This window comes from Streptomyces sp. GESEQ-35 (assembly GCF_017948485.1).
In the GTDB taxonomy this organism is placed as follows: Bacteria; Actinomycetota; Actinomycetes; order Streptomycetales; family Streptomycetaceae; genus Streptomyces.
This window is the reverse complement of record NZ_JAFFSX010000006.1, coordinates 350,111-368,109: the sequence shown is the minus strand read 5'-3', so window position 1 is coordinate 368,109 and position 17,999 is coordinate 350,111. Positions and strand designations below refer to the sequence as shown.

The following is a 17,999-nucleotide window of genomic DNA, read 5'->3' as shown; positions in this document are numbered from 1 at the left end:
TCAAGGTCGGCTGTCCAGCCGTTGGTTTCGCAGCATGAACCATGCCGCTACCGCCGCAGCCAGCAAGACCGCTGCTCCCGCGCCTGCGGCAATGGTGAGGCCGTCCACGAAGGACTGCCTGGCCGCGTCCAGCATCGCCTCGGACGTCTGCGCAGGTAGATCCGTCGCCGCCTCCACCGCACCGCCCAGCGATTCGTGCGCCGCCTCCGGAGTGCCCGCCGGACCGGCGAAGCCCCGGTACACGCCCGTGACGATCGAGCCGAGCACGGCGATTCCCAGGGCCGCGCCCAGCTCGTACGCCGTCTCGGAGACCGCCGACGCCGCGCCCGCCTGTTCCTTCGGCACGCTGGAGAGGATGACGTCCGCGGTGATGGTGAACGAGAAGCCTGCGCCGATGCCTACGACCAGCAGTGCCGCGCCCAGCAGCGGATAGCCCGTGGACTGGTCGATCACCGTCAGCGCGGCCAGTGCCAGGCCGACCGCCGCGAGGCCGCCCGAGACGACGGCGCGCACGGAGAAGCGCCGGGCCGCGCGGCCGGCGATCAGACCGGCCGCCACCGCGCCGATCGCAGCCGGCAGTTCGGCCAGGCCTGCCTCGAACGGGCCCCTGCCCTGGACGAGTTGCAGGTACTGCGAGAGGAAGAACACCAGCCCCGACAGGCCGAGAATGGTCAGCAGGTCGGCCAGGACCGCCCCGCTGAAGCCGCGCTTACGGAACAGCCGCATGTCCAGCAGCGGGGTCGGCAGGGTGAGTTGGCGGCGCACGAACCAGTACAGCGAGGCCGCGCCCAGCACGCCCGCGGCGACCGTCTCCCCGGTGAGGCCGTGGGAGGCGAGCTCCTTCACGGCGTACACGATCGCGACCATGCCGACCAGCGACAGCACGACGCTTGCCAGGTCCCACGGGCCGGGGTGCGGATTGCGCGACTCCGGCAGCATCTTGATGCCGACGACGACCAGGACCGCCATCACGGGCAGGTTGATCAGGAAGACCGAGCCCCACCAGAAGTGTTCGAGCAGGAAGCCGCCCACGATCGGCCCGACGGCCGTACCGGCGGAGGCGGTCGCGCCCCAGATGCCGACGGCGAGGCTGCGTTCGCGCGGGTCGTGGAAGAGGTTGCGGATCAGGGCGAGCGTGGCGGGCATGAGCGTCGCGCCCGCGACACCGAGCAGCGCCCGGGCCGCGATCATCATCTCCGGTGTCGTCGCATAGGCGTTGAGCACGGATATCGCGCCGAACGCCGCGGCGCCGACGAGCAGGATCCGCTTGCGGCCGATGCGGTCGCCGAGGCTGCCCATGGAGACGAGCAGACCGGCGATCACGAACGAGTAGACGTCACCTATCCACAGGAGCTGGGTGCCCGAGGGCTTCAGGTCCTCGCTGATGTAGGGGGTCGCGAGACCGAGGACGGTCGCGTCGACGGCCACCAGCAGCACGGCGAGCACGAGGACGGACAGCGCGAGCCAACGGCCGGGACGCTTCACCGCCTCGGTCGTGTTCACCGGCTGCAGGATGCTGGTCATGGTTCCTCTCTCCGTACCGCGCCGCCGAGCAGCAGCTCGGCGATCATGTGGGTGAAGTCGTTGGCCGCGACCCTGCCCTCCTGGACGGCCCAGGCGCCGGAGGCCATCAGGCCGTACAGCGCCTCGGTGAGCCAGGCCGGGGTGAGGTCGATGCGGAACTCGCCGGACTCCTGGCCGCGCCGGAACAGGGCGGCGATCCGGACGTCGATCCGGTTCCAGCCCTCGTTCTGCCCGTCGCCCTCGAACAGCTGGTTCTCGGTGTAGAGGAACGCGAGCAGTTTGGCCGCGGGCTCTATCTCGCGGATGAGCCGCCGTACGGCGTCACTCGCGTTGCCGTCGTCGAGGCGGGCCGCGTCGAGCGCGGCCTCGCACTCGGCGATACCGAGCGCTTCCAGCGCCCGGACGAGCGCGTCGCGCCCGGCGAAGTGGCGGTGCAGCGTGGCCCGGCTGATCCCGGCCGCCTTGGCGACCTCGTCCATGGTCGCGGTGGATTTCCGGGTGAGCAGGGCGGCTGCGCTGCGCAGCATGTGGTCACGGTCGACGGCCATGAGACGACAATAACCCATGTGAGACACTCTTGTCTCATTCTGGGCATGCACGTCTCACGGCATAGAGGCCCCGCGGTTTCTCAGTGCCAGGGCAGCTGCCCGCGCCGCTCCCAGTACGCGGGCGGGTCCTCGACCAGCGCGGCCAGCCGGGACAGCTGTTCCTCGTCGAGATCCACGACGGCGGCGTGCAGGTTGGACGCGAGCTGGACGACGGTCGCGGCGCCGGAGAGGACGACACCGGCCCACGGCTGGCGCAGGACCAGCGCGAGGGCTACGGCATCGCACCCCAGAGACGTTTCTTCCGCTACGGCCTTCAGCGCGTCCGGCGCATACGGTCCCGCGAGCCGTCCGTTGGCCATGGCCTCCTTGACGATCACCGTGAGCCCGGCGTCGTGGGCCTCGGCGAGGGCCGGACCTGCCGAAGTCTCCAGGGCGTTGTAGGTGGACTGGACGGTGCGGAAGAGGGGCTCGCCGTCGACCGTCACGGCGAGCGCGGCCCGGATCGCGTCGGCCTGGGCGGGGCCGCTGGTGGAGAAGCCGACGGTCAGGCCCTCGGCGGCGGCCTCGGCGAGCCTGGCGTGGAGTTCCTTGTCGGTGAGGGCCGGGCTGTCCGGGGTCACCGAGTGGATCTGGTAGAGGTCGAGCCGGTCGCCGAGCAGGGTGCCGGTCTCGGCGCGCTGCCGCTCGTACGTCGCGACGCCGTGGTCCTTGACCTCGTGCGTCTCGGCGTCCGCCGACCAGCCGGCGGTGTAGGTGTAGCCCCACTTGCTGCCCACGACGATGTCGTCGATGTCGGGGCGGGCGTTCAGCCAGTCGGCGAGGAACTCCTCCGAACGGCCGTAGGAGCGGGCCGCGTCGAAGTAGCGGACGCCCTGGAAGTAGGCGGCGTCGAGGAGTTCGTGGGTGCGGGTGCGCAGCGTTTCGACGCTGCGGTTCTCTCCGAGGTCTTCGTCTCGGCCCAGGTTGATGTAGCCGGGGCGGGCGATTGCGGCTAGACCGAAGCCGATGTGGCAGGTGGGGGTCGTTGCCGTTGCCAGTTTTGCGAAGGGCATCGCGGGCTCCGTCGGGTCGGCTCCATTTCGGCTCCTGACCAACGTAACCCGTGATGACCTTCGCTTCAGAGCTCGAGTTGTGCGGTGGTTTGGCGGGTGCGGGTTCGTCGTGGCTTGTCGCGCAGTTCCCCGCGCCCCTCAGGCCTGCTGCCGAGCCGTTGCCCAAGAGTGCTGCTTCGCCACATCCGACTTGACCTCGGCCAGCTGGACGGCCACCGCACTCGGCGCCGTACCGCCCCTGCCGTTGCGGGAGGCCAGGGCGCCCTGGACGTTCAGGACCGACCTCACCTCAGGAGTCAGGTGGGCGGAGATCTTTGCGAACTGGTCGTCGGTCAGTTCGTCGAGTTCCTTGTTCTCGGCCTCGGCGACCTTGACGCACTCGCCGGCGACCTCGTGGGCGACGCGGAAGGGGACGCCCTGCTTGACCAGCCACTCGGCGATGTCGGTGGCGAGGGAGAACCCGGCCGGGGCCAGTTCCGCCATGCGCTCGCGGTGGACGGTGAGCGTCGCCATCATGCCGGTGAAGGCGGGCAGGAGGACCTCCAGCTGGTCGCAGGAGTCGAAGACCGGCTCCTTGTCCTCCTGGAGGTCGCGGTTGTAGGCGAGCGGGAGGGCCTTCAACGTCGCCATCAGGCCCGTCAGGTTGCCGATCAGGCGGCCGGACTTGCCGCGCGCCAGCTCCGCGATGTCCGGGTTCTTCTTCTGCGGCATGATCGACGAGCCGGTGGAGAAGGCGTCGTGCAGGGTCACGAAGGAGAACTCCTTCGTGTTCCAGATGATGACCTCCTCGGCGATCCGGGAGAGGTTCACGCCGATCATCGCCGTGATGAAGGCGAACTCGGCGACGAAGTCACGGGACGCGGTGCCGTCGATGGAGTTGGCGGCGCTGCCGTGCTCGAAGCCGAGGTCCTTCGCCACCGCCTCCGGGTCCAGGCCGAGGGACGAACCGGCCAGCGCGCCCGAGCCGTACGGGGAGACCGCCGTCCGCTCGTCCCACTGACGCAGCCGCTCGGCGTCCCGGGACAGGGACTGCACGTGGGCCAGGACGTGGTGGGCGAAGAGCACCGGCTGGGCGTGCTGGAGGTGGGTGCGGCCGGGCATCGCCACGTCCGGGTGGGCCTCGGCGAGGCCGATCAGCGCGTCCTGGAGGTCGGCGACCAGACCGCCGATGATCCGGGCGTGGTCCCGCAGATACATCCGGAAGAGGGTCGCGACCTGGTCGTTCCTGGACCGGCCCGCACGCAGCTTGCCGCCCAGGTCGGGGCCGAGGCGCTCCAACAGGCCGCGTTCCAGGGCGGTGTGGACGTCCTCGTCGGCGATCGTGCCGACGAACGAGCCGTCCGCGACATCCGCCTCCAGCTGGTCGAGCCCGGCGAGCATCCGCGTCAGCTCGTCGTCGGTGAGCAGGCCCGCCTTGCGCAGCACGCGCGCGTGGGCACGCGACCCGGCGATGTCGTAGGGCGCGAGCACCCAGTCGAAGTGGACGGAGGCGGACAGCTTCGCCAGGGCCTCGGCGGGACCGTCGGCGAAACGGCCGCCCCAGAGCCGTACGTCACCGCTGTTGCTGCTCACTTGCGTTGCTCCTAGTCGAGATACGGATGTGCCGCCGCCTCCCCACCCGTGGGCGAGGAGGCGGCATTCACGCTATCGCTTACGCCTGGTCCCGCTTCGACGCGATCTTCGACGACAGGCTGTAGATGTCGATGAAGCCCTTGGCCGCGGCCTGGTCGAAGGTGTCGCCCGTGTCGTACGTGGCGAGGTTGAAGTCGTACAGCGAGGTGTCGGAGCGCCGGCCGGTGACGACGGCGCGGCCACCGTGCAGGGTCATCCGGATGTCGCCGTTGACGTGCTGGCTGGCCTCGTCGATGAAGCCGTCCAGGGCGCGCTTGAGCGGGGAGAACCAGAGACCGTCGTAGACGAGCTCGCCCCAGCGCTGCTCGACCTGCCGCTTGTAGCGGGCGAGTTCACGCTCGACGGTGACGTTCTCCAGCTCCTGGTGGGCGGTGATCAGCGCGATCGCGCCCGGCGCCTCGTACACCTCGCGGGACTTGATGCCGACGAGCCGGTCCTCGACCATGTCGATCCGGCCGATGCCCTGGGCGCCGGCGCGCTCGTTGAGCTGCTGGATGGCCTGGAGCACGGTGACGGGCTTGCCGTCGACGGCGACCGGGACGCCCGCCTTGAAGGAGATGATCACCTCGTCGGCGTCGCGCTGGGTGGCCGGGTTCTGGGTGTACTCGTAGATGTCCTCGATCGGGCCGTTCCAGATGTCCTCCAGGAAGCCCGTCTCGACGGCGCGTCCGAAGACGTTCTGGTCGATGGAGTACGGGGACTTCTTGGTGGTCGCGATCGGGAGGTTCTTCGACTCGCAGAACGCGATCGCCTTGTCACGCGTCATCGCGTAGTCGCGGACCGGGGCGATGCACTTGAGGTCGGGGGCGAGGGCGACGATGCCGGCCTCGAAGCGGACCTGGTCGTTGCCCTTCCCGGTGCAGCCGTGGGCGACCGTGGTGGCGCCGTGCTTGTGGGCGGCGGCGACGAGGTGCTTGACGATCGTCGGCCGGGAGAGGGCGGAGACCAGCGGGTAGCGGTCCATGTAGAGGGCGTTGGCCTTGATCGCCGGGAGGCAGTACTCCTCGGCGAACTCGTCCCTGGCGTCCGCGACCTCGGCCTCGACGGCACCGCAGGCGAGTGCGCGCTTACGGATGACGTCCAGGTCCTCGCCGCCCTGGCCGACGTCGACCGCAACGGCGATGACCTCGGCGCCCGTCTCCTCGGCGATCCAGCCGATGGCGACGGAGGTGTCCAGTCCGCCTGAGTAGGCGAGTACGACGCGCTCGGTCACGGGTTTCTCCTTACAGTGCATTCTCTGGCATGCATGAGTATGCAGAACTCCGCATGATTCGTCAATCCCGGGGTGGTTTGAACGGGGGAAACCGCTTTCCCGTATCTCTCGCCGACGCAGGCGCCGCGTCCGCAATCAACTCCGCACAACAACCAAGTCACCCGACCCGAGTGAGGCATCCGCATGTCCAGGGCTCTTCCGAAGTACAACAAGCGACGCGTCGCGTTCATCGGCGGCGCCGCCGCGGTCGTTCTGACCGGCGCGGTGATCGCCCAGTCCGCCCTGGCCGGGGAGACGTCCAAGAGCAACGACAGCGCCCGGACCCTGGCGGGCGCCGCCACGATCACCTGCCCGGACGTCGCGTCCCAGCTGCCGGAGATCCCGGCCTCCGCCCAGGCCGAGGTCGACCGCAACCTGGCCCTGCTCCAGACCCAGATCGACGAAGCCAACCAGCGGCTCGTCGACACCGTCGGCGAGGGCGGCGCCAACTTCGTGCAGAACGCCATCCTCGGCCCGCTCGAGGACAAGCGCATCGCCACGGTCAACCGCATCGCCACCGCCATCGGCCGTACCGCCGAGAAGCCCCAGGGACTCGACGCGCTGGCACCTTGCTCCCTCGGCGCCGACGGTGCGGCCGACACGGGCGAAGAGGCGGGAGCCGGTGACGAGGCCGGGGCCACGCCGAGCGCCACGGCCACCGAGGGGGCCGGCGACACCGGCGACGACGCGGGGAACACCGGCGTCGGCACGATCAGCTGTCCGGACGTTGCCTCCGAACTGCCGGAGATCCCGGCCTCCGCCCAGGCCGAGGTCGACCGCAACCTGGCCCTGCTCGACACGCAGATCGCCGAGGCCAACCAGCGACTGGTCGACACCGTCGGCCAGGGCGGCCCCAACTTCGTACAGAACGCCATCGTGGGCCCGCTCGCGAGCAAGCGCACCGCGGCCATCGAGCGCATCGCGATCTCCATCGGCCGCACCGCCGAGAAGCCCCAGGGCCTGGACTCCCTGGCCGCCTGCACGGTCACTCAGTGACGTGACAGGCGCTGTGGCCGCCCCGTGCAAGCGCCGGCCGGGGCGGCCGCGGTCCAGGCAGCCGTCCGCGCAGCCATGCAGCCGACCTTCGGCGCAACCGGATCAGGCAATTCCTTAGACAAGCGAACTAACTGTGCGCATAATCGTTAGACATGGGAAAGACTTATGAGCGCATAGACGGCCGGCTCCGCACGTTCATCGAGGGGCAGCCCCTCTTCTTCACCGCGACCGCCCCGCTCTCCGGCGACGGCACGGTCAACCTCTCCCCCAAGGGCCTCAAGGGCTCCTTCGTGATCCTCGACGAACACACCGTCGCCTACCTCGACTTCGCGGGCTCCAACGCGGAGACCGTCGCGCACCTGCGCGAGAACGGCCGGATCACCCTCATGTGGTGCGCCTTCCAGGGCCCGCCGAACATCGTCCGCGTGCACGGTCGCGGAGAGCCGGTCTTCCGCGACGACCCCCGCTTCCCGGAGTTCCTCGCCCACTTCCCGGACATCGACCCGACGCAACACGGGCTGCGCGCGGTCATCGTCGTCACCGCCGAGGTCATCCGGGACAGCTGCGGCTATGCGGTGCCCCTCATGACGTACGACGAGGACCGCGATCTGCACGCCAAGCGCTTCGCGCGCGAGGACGACGCCTCGCTCAGCGCCTATTTCCAGAAAAAGGAACACATCGGAACCAGCCTGGATGGCCTACCCGGGCTGCCGTTGCCGCTGCCGCCGTCTAGCGTCTGAGCCATGCACCCCGGTGTCGTCGCCACCCTCGCCGCCTCGTCCGTCCTCATGCTCGGTGCCACGCCCACCGGCGCCCCGCCGCTGCCCGCGCGGATGGCGGACACCGGCGGCGGCACACAGCTGATCACGGCCGTGGCGCCCCGCACCGGTGCCACGACGGGCACGGTCACCTGGTGGGACCTGAGCGACGGCCGCTGGGTGAAGGCGGGTTCCGCCGCGGCCCGCTTCGGCGCGAACGGCCTCGCCGAGGGCGCCTCGCGCAAGCAGGGCACGAACACCACTCCCACCGGGCTGTACGGGCTGCCGTACGCCTTCGGGATCAAAGCGGCGCCGCGCGGGACGACGTACAAGTACCGTCCCGTGAACCGGAACTCCTACTGGTGCCAGGACAACGACTCACGCTCCTACAACCGCTGGACCGAGCCCCTGGCGGCCGACTGCCGGGCCGCGCAGTCGGAGCGTCTGATCTCGTACACGGCGCAGTACGCACACGCGCTGGTCGTCGACTTCAACTACGGCAGGCCGGTGCGCGGCCGCGGGGCCGGGATCTTCCTGCATGTCAACGGGCGCGGGGCGACGGCCGGTTGTGTGTCGGTGCCGGCGGACGCGATGCGACGGATCCTCCAATGGGCCGATCCCGGCCGCACGCCGCACCTCGCGATCGGGACGACGAGCGGGCCGACGGCGATCACGCGGTACTGATGTCACTCGGAGCGCACCCTGCTCGGTAAGCGGCTGAACACACTGCCGTCGCGGCACGTATCTGTGGGCCAAGGCCACAGCCCGTCCGCACGGAGGAACCGTGACCAGCACGCTCGCAGGCGGCCGCGCCGCCCGACGTCAGACGATGCGCCGCATTCGTCCGCGCCGCTCCCCGGCGACCCTGCTGTTGCTCGCCGTCTGGGCCGGAGCGGCCGGTGTGCTGTGGTTGTGGTGGTCCAACACCCCTTCCATCGGCGACACCAACGCCAAGATCCTCGCCGCGGGCCGTATCACCGGCCTGCTCGCCGGCTATCTCATGGCGCTCGTCGTGCTCCAGATGGCCCGGGTGCCCGCGCTGGAGCGCCGGGTGGGCTCCGACCGGGTGACACGCTGGCACGCGATGAGCGGCCGCTACACGCTCTGTCTGACCATCGCCCACGTCTTCCTGATCATGTGGGGCTACGCCCTTCAGGCCGGCAAGGGCCTCGGCGACATCGTCCAGCAGACGATCGACTCCATCAACCAGCTGCCGGACATGGGCAAGGCCGCCATCGGCACCGGTCTGCTGTTCTTCATCGGGCTGATCTCGATCGGCGGGATCCGCCGCAGGATTCCGTACGACACCTGGTACCACGTCCATCTGCTGACGTACGCGGCGGTGTTCCTGACGTTCTGGCACCAGCTCACCACCGGCAACGAGTTCGTCGTCGAGCCCCTCGCGAAGACCGTCTGGTACGGGCTGTACGGCACGGTGACGGCCCTGGTGATCTGGTACCGGATCCTCACCCCGATCCGTCTCAACATGCGTCACCGCATGCGGGTCGAGGCGGTCATCGAGGAGACGCCCGGGATCGTGTCCGTGCTGATCAGCGGCCGGAAGCTGCACCGGATGGGCGCGGAGGCGGGCCAGTTCTTCCGCTGGCGGTTCCTGGCGCCGGGCATGCGGTTCAGCTCGCACCCGTACTCGCTGTCGGCGGCGCCGCGGCCGGACATGCTGCGGATCACGGTCAAGGCCATCGGTGACCACAGCGCCCGCCTGCGGGAGCTGACGCCCGGCACGCGCGTGTGGGCCGAGGGCCCGTACGGCGCGCTGACCGCCCAGCGCCGCAGCCGCGGCAAGGTGCTGCTGGTCGCCGGCGGGGTCGGCATCACCCCGATGCGGGCGCTGTTCGAGACGCTGCCCGGTGCCTCCGGTGACATCACCCTGCTCTACCGGGCCAACAGCACACATGATCTCGCCCTGTGGGACGAGCTGGCCGCCATCGCGGACGAGCGGGGCGCCCGGCTGATGTACGCCGTCAACTCCCCCGACGGGGAACGCCCGGACATCTCGGCGGAGCGGTTGCGCCAGAAGCTGCCGGACATCGACGAGCACGACGTGTTCATGTGCGGGCCGCCCGGCTTCGCACAGGGCGTGTACGACGCATTGCGCGGCGCGGGGGTCCCCGCCCGCCGTATCCATCACGAGTCGTTCGAGATGTGACGACGGGAATCTTCGAGACCTTCGGGAATCTTCGGGAATCAGGAGCTCAGGAGCGATGAGGAAGACCCATCCCCTTCGGCGTGTCGTGCTGGCAGGCGCCGCCACCGTGTCCGGGATCGTGCTGTTGCTGTCGCTCAAACCGGGATCGGATTCCGGAGCCGAGTCGGTGGGCGGTGCGGCACCGGGGCAGTCGATCGGCGCACAGGAGTCCGCCCAGGGCGGCGCCCAGGCGATCGGCTCCGGAACGTTCACCGGCGACGCGGCCGACACCCAGTACGGGCCCGTGCAGGTCAAGCTGACCGTGGCCGACGGGAAGATCACCAAGTCCGAGGCGGTCCAGACACCGACCGGCGGCCAGAGCACGCAGATCACCAACAACGCGGTGCCCAAGCTCAACCAGGCCGCGGTGGCTGCCGGAAGCGCCGACATCGACGCCGTGTCCGGCGCCACCTACACCAGCGCCGGCTACAAAAAGTCGCTTCAGTCGGCGCTCGACAAGGCCGAGGCGCAGGGCGGCTCGGCGCAGGATGCGGGCGGCGGCGCCGCACAGGCCCAGACCGTCACCGGTGACGTGGCCGATACGCAGTACGGGCCCGTGCAGGTCCGGATCACGGTGAACGGCGGGAAGATCACCCAGGCCGAGGCGGTACAGGCGCCCAGCGGCGGCCAGAGCACGCAGATCACCGGCAACGCCGTACCCAAGCTCAACCAGTCCGCGGTAGCTGCCGGGACGGCCGACATCGACGCCGTGTCCGGCGCCACCTACACCAGCGCCGGCTACAAGAAGTCGCTGCAGTCCGCGCTCGACAAGGTCAAGCCCGCCGACGACGCCGCGGAGGAGTCGGGCAGCGGGGCGGAGGCCGGCGCAGGTGCCAGCCCCAGCCCCAGTGCCACCGCAGGTGGCGGCGGCGGGCAGGACGCGGGCGGCGGAGTCACCAACGGGACCGGCACGGTCACCGGCAAGGTCTCGCAGACGGAGTACGGGCCCGTTCAGGTCCGGATCACGCTGCGCGACGGCGAGATCATCCAGGCTTCGGTGGTACAGGCGCCCAGTGGTGGGCGGAGCACCCAGGTCTCGAACAACGCGGTGCCCAAGCTCAACCAGGAGACCCTGGCTGCGGGCAGCGCCGACATCGACTCGGTGTCCGGGGCGACGTACACGAGCGCCGGGTACAAGAAGTCCCTTCAGTCGGCGCTGGACCAGGCCGGTGTCTGAGGCAGTGGCCGAGCCCACCGAGTCGGCAGCAGCTCCCGCCGCGGTACGTCATGTGGAGGAGGTCATGGGGACCGTCTTCTCTTTTGACGTCCGCGGCGGGGACCCCGGTGCGGTCAAGGCGGCGTTGGAGGAGGCCGTCGCCGGGCTGCACCGGGTGAACGAGGTGTTCAGCACATACCGGGAGGACAGCCAGGTGTCGCGGCTGGCGAGCGGTGAGCTGAGCGTCGGTGACTGCGATCCGGAGGTCGCGGAGGTGCTGGAGCTGGCCGCCGAGGCGGAGCGGGTCAGCGAGGGCTGGTTCAGTACGTCGTACGAGGGGCAGCTCGATCCGACCGGGATCGTCAAGGGGTGGGCCGTCGAACGGGCGGCGCGGTCGCTGGCGGCGGTCGGGGCGAGCGGGGTGAGCGTGAACGGCGGCGGCGATGTCCAGCTGCTCGGTACGCCCGGGCCGCATCGGCCGTGGCGGGTCGGGGTGGCGGATCCGTTGCGGCCGGGTGGGCTTGCTGCGGTCGTGTCGGCGGCCGGGGTGGAGGAGTTGGCCGTCGCCACGTCCGGGACCGCCGAGCGCGGCGCCCACATCGTCGATCCACGCACCGGGCGGTCCGCCGTGACCGACCTGGTGGCGGTGACCGTCGTCGCCCCTTCACTGACCTGGGCGGACTGCTGGGCGACCGCCGCGTTCGCGATGGGCTCGCGGGCGGGGTTGCGGTGGCTGGAGTCACTGCCGGGGGTGGAGGCGTTGCTGGTCACGGCCGGGGACGAGGTGCGGTGCACTGGGGGGCTGGCGGCGCGGCTGGGTTGACGGGGGTTGGGTCGCGCAACCCGCCCGGGGCGACTGGTCCGGCCCAAAGGGGCGCGGGGAACTGCGCGACCAGCCCCCACCGGCCCGCACCCGGCATCGAACCCCTAGTGCCCGTTCTGAGCCAACCTCAGCAGATGATCCGCCAAAGCCTGACCCCCCGTAGGATTCCGGCTGATCAGCAGCAACGTATCGTCACCGGCGATCGTCCCCAGAATGTCGTGCAGCTCGGCCTGATCGATCGCCGAGGCCAGGAACTGCGCGGCCCCCGGAGGAGTCCGCAGCACCACAAGGTTCGCCGAAGCCTCCGCAGAGATCAGCAGCTCCGCGGAGAGCCGCCGCATCCGCTCCTCCTTCGCCGACCCCCCCAGCGGCGCCCGGGGCGTCCGAAAACCCCCCTCACTCGGCACCGCATAGATCAGGTCACCGTCGGTGTTGCGGATCTTCACCGCGTTCAGCTCGTCCAGATCCCGGGAGAGCGTCGCCTGCGTGACGGTCAGCCCGTCGTCAGCCAGCAGCTTCGCCAACTGGCTCTGCGACCGCACGGGTTGCCGGTTGAGGATGTCCACGATCCGGCGGTGACGCGCGGTGCGGGTCTGCGGCACGGCCTGCCCCGCGGGGTGCTCGTGATCCTGCGCCTGGCTCATCGTCGTCTCATTCCCCGGATCGTCCGTCCCCGTCGGCCACCGCGTCCAGGACCCCGGGGAGCGCCTGGAGGAAGGCGTCCACCTCGTCGTCGCCCAGAGTGAGGGGCGGCATCAGTCGTACGACATCGGGGGCGGGCGCGTTCACCAGGAAACCGGCGTCCTGAGCCGCCTGTTGCGCCTGCGGCGCGAGTGGCTCGGTGAGCACGATACCCAGCAGGAGGCCCGCACCCCGGACATGGGAGATCAACGGGTGGTTCAGCGACTCGATTCCGTCGCGCAACCTCTCGCTCTGCTGCTTGACGTTCTCCAGCAATCCGTCGTTCGCGATGGTGTCGAGAACGGCGAGTCCGGCCGCGCAGACGACCGGGTTGCCGCCGAAGGTCGTGCCGTGCTGGCCGGGCCGGAGCAGCTCGGCAGCCCGCCCGAAGGCCACGGTCGCGCCCAGCGGCAGTCCGCCGCCGAGGCCCTTGGCGAGCGTGATCACGTCCGGCAGCACGCCTTCGTGGGCCATGTACTCGAACCAGTGCCCGGTACGCCCGATTCCGGTCTGCACCTCGTCCAGCACCAGCAGGCTGCCGGTGGCGGCGGTGATCGCGCGCGCCGCCTTCAGATAGCCCGCCGGCGGCACCACGACGCCGTTCTCGCCCTGGATCGGCTCGATGATGACGAGGGCCGTCTCCTCGGTGACCGCGGCGGCCAGCGCCTGCGCGTCGCCGTACGGAACGTGCGTGACGTCGCCGGGCAGCGGCAGGAAGGGGGCCTGCTTCCCGGGCTGTCCGGTGAGCGCGAGGGCGCCCATGGTGCGGCCGTGGAAGCCGCCGTCGGTGGCGACCATGTGCGTCCGCCCGGTCAGCCGCCCGATCTTGAACGCACCCTCCACCGCCTCGGCGCCGGAGTTGCAGAAGAACACCTTGCCGTCCCGGCCGAAGAGCTGAAGCAGCCGTTCGGCGAGCGCGACCGGCGGCTCGGCGATGAACAGGTTGGAGACATGGCCCAGCGACGCGATCTGCCGGCTCACGGCCTCGACGATCGCCGGGTGGGCGTGGCCGAGCGCGTTGACCGCGATACCGCCGACGAAGTCGACGTACTCCTTGCCGTCGGCGTCCCACAGCTTCGCGCCCGCGCCGTGCACGAGGGGCAGCCGCGGGGTGCCGTAGTTGTCCATGAGCGCGCCCTGCCACCGCGCGGTCAGTTCCTGGTTGGCGGTCATACGGCATCCCCCTCCGGCTCGTCCGGCACGACCATCGTGCCGATGCCCTCGTCCGTGAAGATCTCCAGCAGGATCGAGTGCTGGACCCGGCCGTCGATGACGCGGGCGGTGGTCACGCCGTTGCGTACGGCGTGCAGACAGCCCTCCATCTTCGGCACCATGCCGGAGGACAACTCCGGCAGCAGCTTCTCCAGTTGGGAAGCGGTGAGGCGGCTGATCACCTCGTCGCTGTGCGGCCAGTCCTCGTAGAGGCCCTCGACGTCGGTGAGGACCATGAGGGTTTCGGCACCCAGCGCAGCAGCGAGTGCCGCAGCCGCCGTATCAGCATTGACGTTGTAGACATGTCCGTCGTCCTGGCTACGGGCGATCGACGAGACGACCGGGATACGGCCGTCGGCGAGCAGTGCCTCGATCGCGCCCGTGTCGATCTCGGTGATCTCGCCCACCCGCCCGATGTCGACGAACTCGCCGTCGATCTGGGGCCGGTGCCTGGTGGCGGTGATGGTGTGCGCGTCCTCGCCGGTCAGACCGACGGCGAGCGGCCCGTGCAGATTGAGCAGCCCGACCAGCTCCCGCTGCACCTGTCCGGCCAGCACCATCCGTACGACGTCCATGGCGTCCTCGGTGGTGACCCTGAGGCCCGCCTTGAACTCGCTGACGATGCCGTGCTTGTCGAGTGCGGCGCTGATCTGCGGGCCGCCGCCGTGCACGACGACCGGTTTGAGGCCGGCCTGCCGCAGGAACACGACGTCCTGGGCGAAGGCCGCCTTCAAGTCCTCGTTCACCATGGCGTTTCCGCCGAACTTGATGACGACGGTCTTGCCGTTGTGCCGGGTCAGCCAGGGCAGTGCCTCGATGAGGATCTGGGCCTTGGGCAGGGCGGTGTGCTTACGAGTAGTGCTCATGACGAGTACGCGCTGTTCTCGTGGACGTAGTCGGCGGTCAGGTCGTTGGTCCAGATGGTGGCCGTCTCGGAGCCGGCGGCCAGGTCGGCGACGATGTGCACCTCGCGGTAGCGCATGTCGACCTTGTCCCGGTCCTCTCCGACGCCGCCGTTCTTGCACACCCAGACGCCGTTGATGGCGACGTTCAGGCGGTCGGGCTCGAAGGCCGCGGACGTCGTACCCATGGCGGACAACACCCGCCCCCAGTTGGGGTCTTCGCCGTGGATCGCGCACTTGAGGAGGTTGTTGCGGGCGATGGAGCGGCCCACCTCGACGGCGTCGTCCTCGGTCGCGGCGCCCACCACCTCGACCTTGATGTCCTTGCTGGCGCCCTCGGCGTCCCGGATGAGCTGCTGACCGAGGTCGTCGCAGACGGCGCGAACGGCCTCCGCGAACTCGTCGTACTCCGGGGTGATCCCCGAGGCGCCCGACGCGAGCAGCAGCACGGTGTCGTTGGTGGACATACAGCCGTCGGAGTCGACGCGGTCGAAGGTCGTACGAGTGGCGGCGCGCAGGGCCTTGTCCAGTACGTCGCCGTCGAGTTCGGCGTCCGTGGTGATGACGACCAGCATGGTGGCGAGGCCCGGCGCGAGCATTCCCGCGCCCTTGGCCATGCCGCCGACGGTCCAGCCGGACTTCGTCGCGACGGACGTCTTGTGGACGCTGTCGGTGGTCTTGATGGCGATGGCGGCCTTCTCACCGCCGTGCTCGCTCAGCGCCTCGGCGGCGGTGTCGACGCCGGGCAGCAGCTTGTCCATCGGGAGCAGGACCCCGATGAGACCGGTGGACGCGACCGCGACCTCGGCGGCGTTCAGACCCAGCGTGTCGGCGACCTTCTCGGCGGTCGCGTGCGTGTCCTGGAAGCCCTTCGGCCCCGTACAGGCGTTGGCGCCACCGGAGTTGAGGACGACGGCGGAGACCTGCCCGCCCTTCAGGACCTGCTCGGACCACAGCACCGGCGCGGCCTTGACGCGGTTGGAGGTGAAGACGCCCGCGGCGGCGAGGCGGGGCCCGTTGTTGACCACGAGGGCCAGGTCCGGGTTGCCGTTCTCCTTGATCCCGGCGGCGATCCCGGCCGCCGTGAATCCCTTTGCTGCCGTGACACTCACGGTGCGACTCCGATCGTGGAAAGCCCGGTGGTCTCGTCGAGCCCGAGGGCGAGGTTCATGCTCTGGACGGCACCGCCCGCGGTGCCCTTGGTCAGGTTGTCCATGGCGCTGATCGCGATGATGCGGCCCGCTGCCTCGTCGAATGCGACCTGCACCTGAACGGCGTTGGAACCGTAGACGGACGCCGTCGCCGGCCACTGCCCCTCGGGGAGCAGATGGACGAAGGGCTCGTCGGCGAACGCCTTCTCGTAGGCGGCGCGGAGTGAGTCCTGGGTGACGCCCGGGAGCGCCTTGGCATTGCAGGTGGCAAGGATCCCGCGCGGCATCGGGGCCAGCGTCGGCGTGAAGGACACCGTGACCCGCTCGCCGGCGGCCGCGCTGAGGTTCTGGATCATCTCGGGGGTGTGCCGATGGCCGCCGCCGACGCCGTACGGCGACATGGAGCCCATGACCTCGCTGCCCAGCAGATGCGGCTTGGGCGCCTTGCCCGCGCCGGAGGTGCCGGAGGCGGCGACGATCACGGCCTCGGTCTCGGCGAGGCCCGCCGTGTACGCCGGGAAGAGGGCCAGTGAGACGGCGGTCGGGTAGCAACCGGGGACCGCGATGCGCTTGGAACCTTCCAGCGCGGCACGGGCACCCGGCAGTTCGGGCAGGCCGTAGGGCCAGGTCCCGGCATGCGCGGAGCCGTAGAACCGCTCCCAGTCCGCGGCGTCCTTCAGCCGGAAGTCGGCCCCCATGTCGACGACGAGCACATCCGGGCCGAGCTGCTCGGCGACGGCGGCGGACTGTCCGTGCGGCAGCGCCAGAAAGACGACATCATGCCCGGTGAGGACATCCGCCGTGGTCTCCTGGAGCACACGGTCGGCCAGCGGCAGCAGGTGCGGCTGGAGCGCGCCGAGCCGCTGACCGGCGTTGGAGTTCGCGGTCAGGGCGCCCGTCTCGACCTCGGGGTGCGTCAGGAGCAGCCGCAGCAGCTCCCCGCCCGCGTACCCGCTCGCTCCGGCCACTGCCGCACGTACCGCCATGACATCCTCCTCCTGGACGGCATGACTATACGTTTCGCTGCACTTTTATGCAATCCCGTGATCGGCCTGGGCCGACCCGTCACCGGCGGGATACGTTCGTACCGTCAGCGACCGCAGGCCGGCAGGAGGACATGGCATGGCTCCCGAGCCCACCGGTCAGCTCGTCCCCACTCCGGCGGGCTTCGACCTGATCCTCACCCGCACCTACCTCGCCCCGCTCGACGACGTCTGGGCGAGCGTCACCGAGTCGGAGCGCACGGCCGGCTGGTTCGGACCGTGGCGTGGCGAGGCGGCCCCCGGGCGCACCGTCGAAGTGCAGATGGTGTTCGAGGAGGAGGCGCCCTGGAGCCCGCTCCTGATCGAGGCCTGTGAGCCACCGCGTCGGCTGGCGCTGTCGGCGCAGGACGAAGCCGGTTCCTGGTCGCTGGAGCTGCTGCTCGCCGCGACGCAGACCGCCGGGACCACCGAGCTCCGGCTGGTCCACCACCTCACCTCCACGGAGGACCTCGGCTCGATCGGCCCCGGCTGGGAGTACTACCTCGACATGCTCACCGCCGCGCGCACGGGCGGACCCCGTCCGGACTTCGGCGACTACTACCCCGCGCAGAAGGCGTATTTCGAGGCGCTGACCTGAGATCGGCCGCCGAGTCCCGTCAGTCGGCGATCATCCGGTACCCCCGCCCACCCGACCGGTCGGTCACGCGTTCACGCTGCCGCCGCACGACATGGCGGCCGGGCGCGATGCCGGTCGCCCCGTGTTCGGGATGGATGAGGTAGGCGACCGCCGAGGTGTCGAGCATGCCGAGGGTGAGTCCCTCGTCGTCCAGGACGAAGGTCGTCCAGCGGCAGGTGCCGGGGTCGGCGACGAGGGTGTGCGGGTTGCCGCCGGCGGCGCTGCGGAGCAGTTCGATGCCGGCGGCGGGGACGGCGTCCCAGCGGTCGTAGTGCACCCGGACGGCGTCGGACACCAGCTCGTAGGGGATGACGATGAGGTCTCCCTGGGCCTGTATTCCGTCGACGACGGGGACGGCGACCTGCCGTTCGAGGTGGTCGAGGACGTCGAGTCCGGTGCGGGCGGTCAGTTCGGACAGGGTCATGGTCATGTGCATCACCTTGGAAG

At 70.1% G+C, this 17,999-nt stretch carries 18 protein-coding genes; 7 read left to right on the top strand and 11 right to left on the bottom strand.

What is annotated here, in order from left to right; all coding sequences use genetic code 11:
• The 5 genes from KCH87_RS15315 to KCH87_RS15295 form a co-directional block, all read right to left on the bottom strand.
• Entirely contained in the window at positions 1–1,524 is a 1,524-nt protein-coding gene (locus tag KCH87_RS15315) for an MFS transporter (RefSeq protein WP_210586617.1), read from the bottom strand.
• On the bottom strand, positions 1,521–2,072 hold the full coding sequence (locus tag KCH87_RS15310) for a TetR/AcrR family transcriptional regulator (protein ID WP_210586616.1): 552 nt from the start codon (positions 2,070–2,072) through the stop codon (positions 1,521–1,523). The genes KCH87_RS15315 and KCH87_RS15310 overlap by 4 nt, the downstream gene beginning before the upstream one ends.
• Before the next feature lie 80 nt (positions 2,073–2,152).
• Positions 2,153–3,124, bottom strand: coding sequence for an aldo/keto reductase (locus KCH87_RS15305; RefSeq protein ID WP_210586615.1), 972 nt, complete (start codon positions 3,122–3,124; stop codon positions 2,153–2,155).
• A gap of 138 nt (positions 3,125–3,262) precedes the next feature.
• Positions 3,263–4,696 carry an argininosuccinate lyase gene (argH, locus tag KCH87_RS15300; RefSeq protein WP_210586614.1) on the bottom strand — a complete coding sequence of 478 codons (1,434 nt, stop codon included), beginning with the start codon at positions 4,694–4,696 and terminating at the stop codon, positions 3,263–3,265.
• A gap of 79 nt (positions 4,697–4,775) precedes the next feature.
• A complete protein-coding gene (locus KCH87_RS15295; RefSeq protein WP_210586613.1) occupies positions 4,776–5,969 on the bottom strand; it encodes an argininosuccinate synthase in 1,194 nt (397 codons plus the stop codon).
• Positions 5,970–6,152: 183 nt separating this feature from the next.
• Here KCH87_RS15295 and KCH87_RS15290 point away from each other — a divergent pair, with 183 nt between their 5' ends.
• The 6 genes from KCH87_RS15290 (at position 6,153) to KCH87_RS15265 (ending at position 11,947) form a co-directional block, all read left to right on the top strand.
• Positions 6,153–7,004 (top strand): hypothetical protein, encoded by an 852-nt coding sequence (locus KCH87_RS15290; protein WP_210586612.1) that lies wholly within the window; start codon positions 6,153–6,155, stop codon positions 7,002–7,004.
• A gap of 152 nt (positions 7,005–7,156) precedes the next feature.
• Positions 7,157–7,744: a pyridoxamine 5'-phosphate oxidase family protein gene (locus tag KCH87_RS15285; RefSeq protein WP_210586611.1), complete on the top strand. Its 588-nt coding sequence runs from the start codon at positions 7,157–7,159 to the stop codon at positions 7,742–7,744.
• Positions 7,745–7,747: 3 nt separating this feature from the next.
• Entirely contained in the window at positions 7,748–8,446 is a 699-nt protein-coding gene (locus KCH87_RS15280) for a L,D-transpeptidase (protein WP_210586610.1), read from the top strand.
• Positions 8,447–8,546: 100 nt separating this feature from the next.
• On the top strand, positions 8,547–9,929 hold the full coding sequence (locus tag KCH87_RS15275) for a ferric reductase-like transmembrane domain-containing protein (protein ID WP_210586609.1): 1,383 nt from the start codon (positions 8,547–8,549) through the stop codon (positions 9,927–9,929).
• A 55-nt stretch (positions 9,930–9,984) separates the two neighbouring features.
• Complete coding sequence (locus KCH87_RS15270) at positions 9,985–11,145, top strand: FMN-binding protein (protein ID WP_210586608.1); 1,161 nt, start codon at positions 9,985–9,987, stop codon at positions 11,143–11,145.
• Between the two features lie 64 nt (positions 11,146–11,209).
• A complete protein-coding gene (locus KCH87_RS15265; protein WP_247196273.1) occupies positions 11,210–11,947 on the top strand; it encodes an FAD:protein FMN transferase in 738 nt (245 codons plus the stop codon).
• Positions 11,948–12,051: 104 nt separating this feature from the next.
• Here KCH87_RS15265 and KCH87_RS15260 read toward each other — a convergent pair whose 3' ends face one another.
• From KCH87_RS15260 to argC, 5 genes are read right to left on the bottom strand one after another with little or no spacing between them, the layout of a single operon-like run.
• The gene (locus tag KCH87_RS15260) at positions 12,052–12,591 is read right to left on the bottom strand and encodes an arginine repressor (RefSeq protein ID WP_210586607.1); all 540 of its coding nucleotides are present in this window, start codon (positions 12,589–12,591) and stop codon (positions 12,052–12,054) included.
• 7 nt (positions 12,592–12,598) lie between these two features.
• Positions 12,599–13,801, bottom strand: a complete 1,203-nt coding sequence (locus KCH87_RS15255; protein ID WP_210586606.1) for an acetylornithine transaminase — start codon at positions 13,799–13,801, stop codon at positions 12,599–12,601.
• Positions 13,798–14,706, bottom strand: coding sequence for an acetylglutamate kinase (argB, locus tag KCH87_RS15250; protein ID WP_210586605.1), 909 nt, complete (start codon positions 14,704–14,706; stop codon positions 13,798–13,800). The genes KCH87_RS15255 and argB overlap by 4 nt, the downstream gene beginning before the upstream one ends.
• Positions 14,703–15,854, bottom strand: coding sequence for a bifunctional glutamate N-acetyltransferase/amino-acid acetyltransferase ArgJ (argJ, locus tag KCH87_RS15245; protein WP_210586604.1), 1,152 nt, complete (start codon positions 15,852–15,854; stop codon positions 14,703–14,705). Before argJ ends, argB begins: the two co-directional genes overlap by 4 nt.
• Positions 15,851–16,879: an N-acetyl-gamma-glutamyl-phosphate reductase gene (gene argC / locus KCH87_RS15240; protein ID WP_210586603.1), complete on the bottom strand. Its 1,029-nt coding sequence runs from the start codon at positions 16,877–16,879 to the stop codon at positions 15,851–15,853. The genes argJ and argC overlap by 4 nt, the downstream gene beginning before the upstream one ends.
• A 136-nt stretch (positions 16,880–17,015) precedes the next feature.
• On the opposite strand from argC, the gene KCH87_RS15235 reads away from it, so the two are divergent.
• Positions 17,016–17,513, top strand: a complete 498-nt coding sequence (locus KCH87_RS15235) for an SRPBCC family protein (protein ID WP_210586602.1) — start codon at positions 17,016–17,018, stop codon at positions 17,511–17,513.
• A 19-nt stretch (positions 17,514–17,532) separates the two neighbouring features.
• Here the strand turns inward: KCH87_RS15235 and KCH87_RS15230 are convergent, their stop codons facing one another.
• The gene (locus KCH87_RS15230) at positions 17,533–17,982 is read right to left on the bottom strand and encodes a hypothetical protein (RefSeq protein ID WP_247196213.1); all 450 of its coding nucleotides are present in this window, start codon (positions 17,980–17,982) and stop codon (positions 17,533–17,535) included.
• Positions 17,983–17,999: the final 17 nt, after the last annotated feature.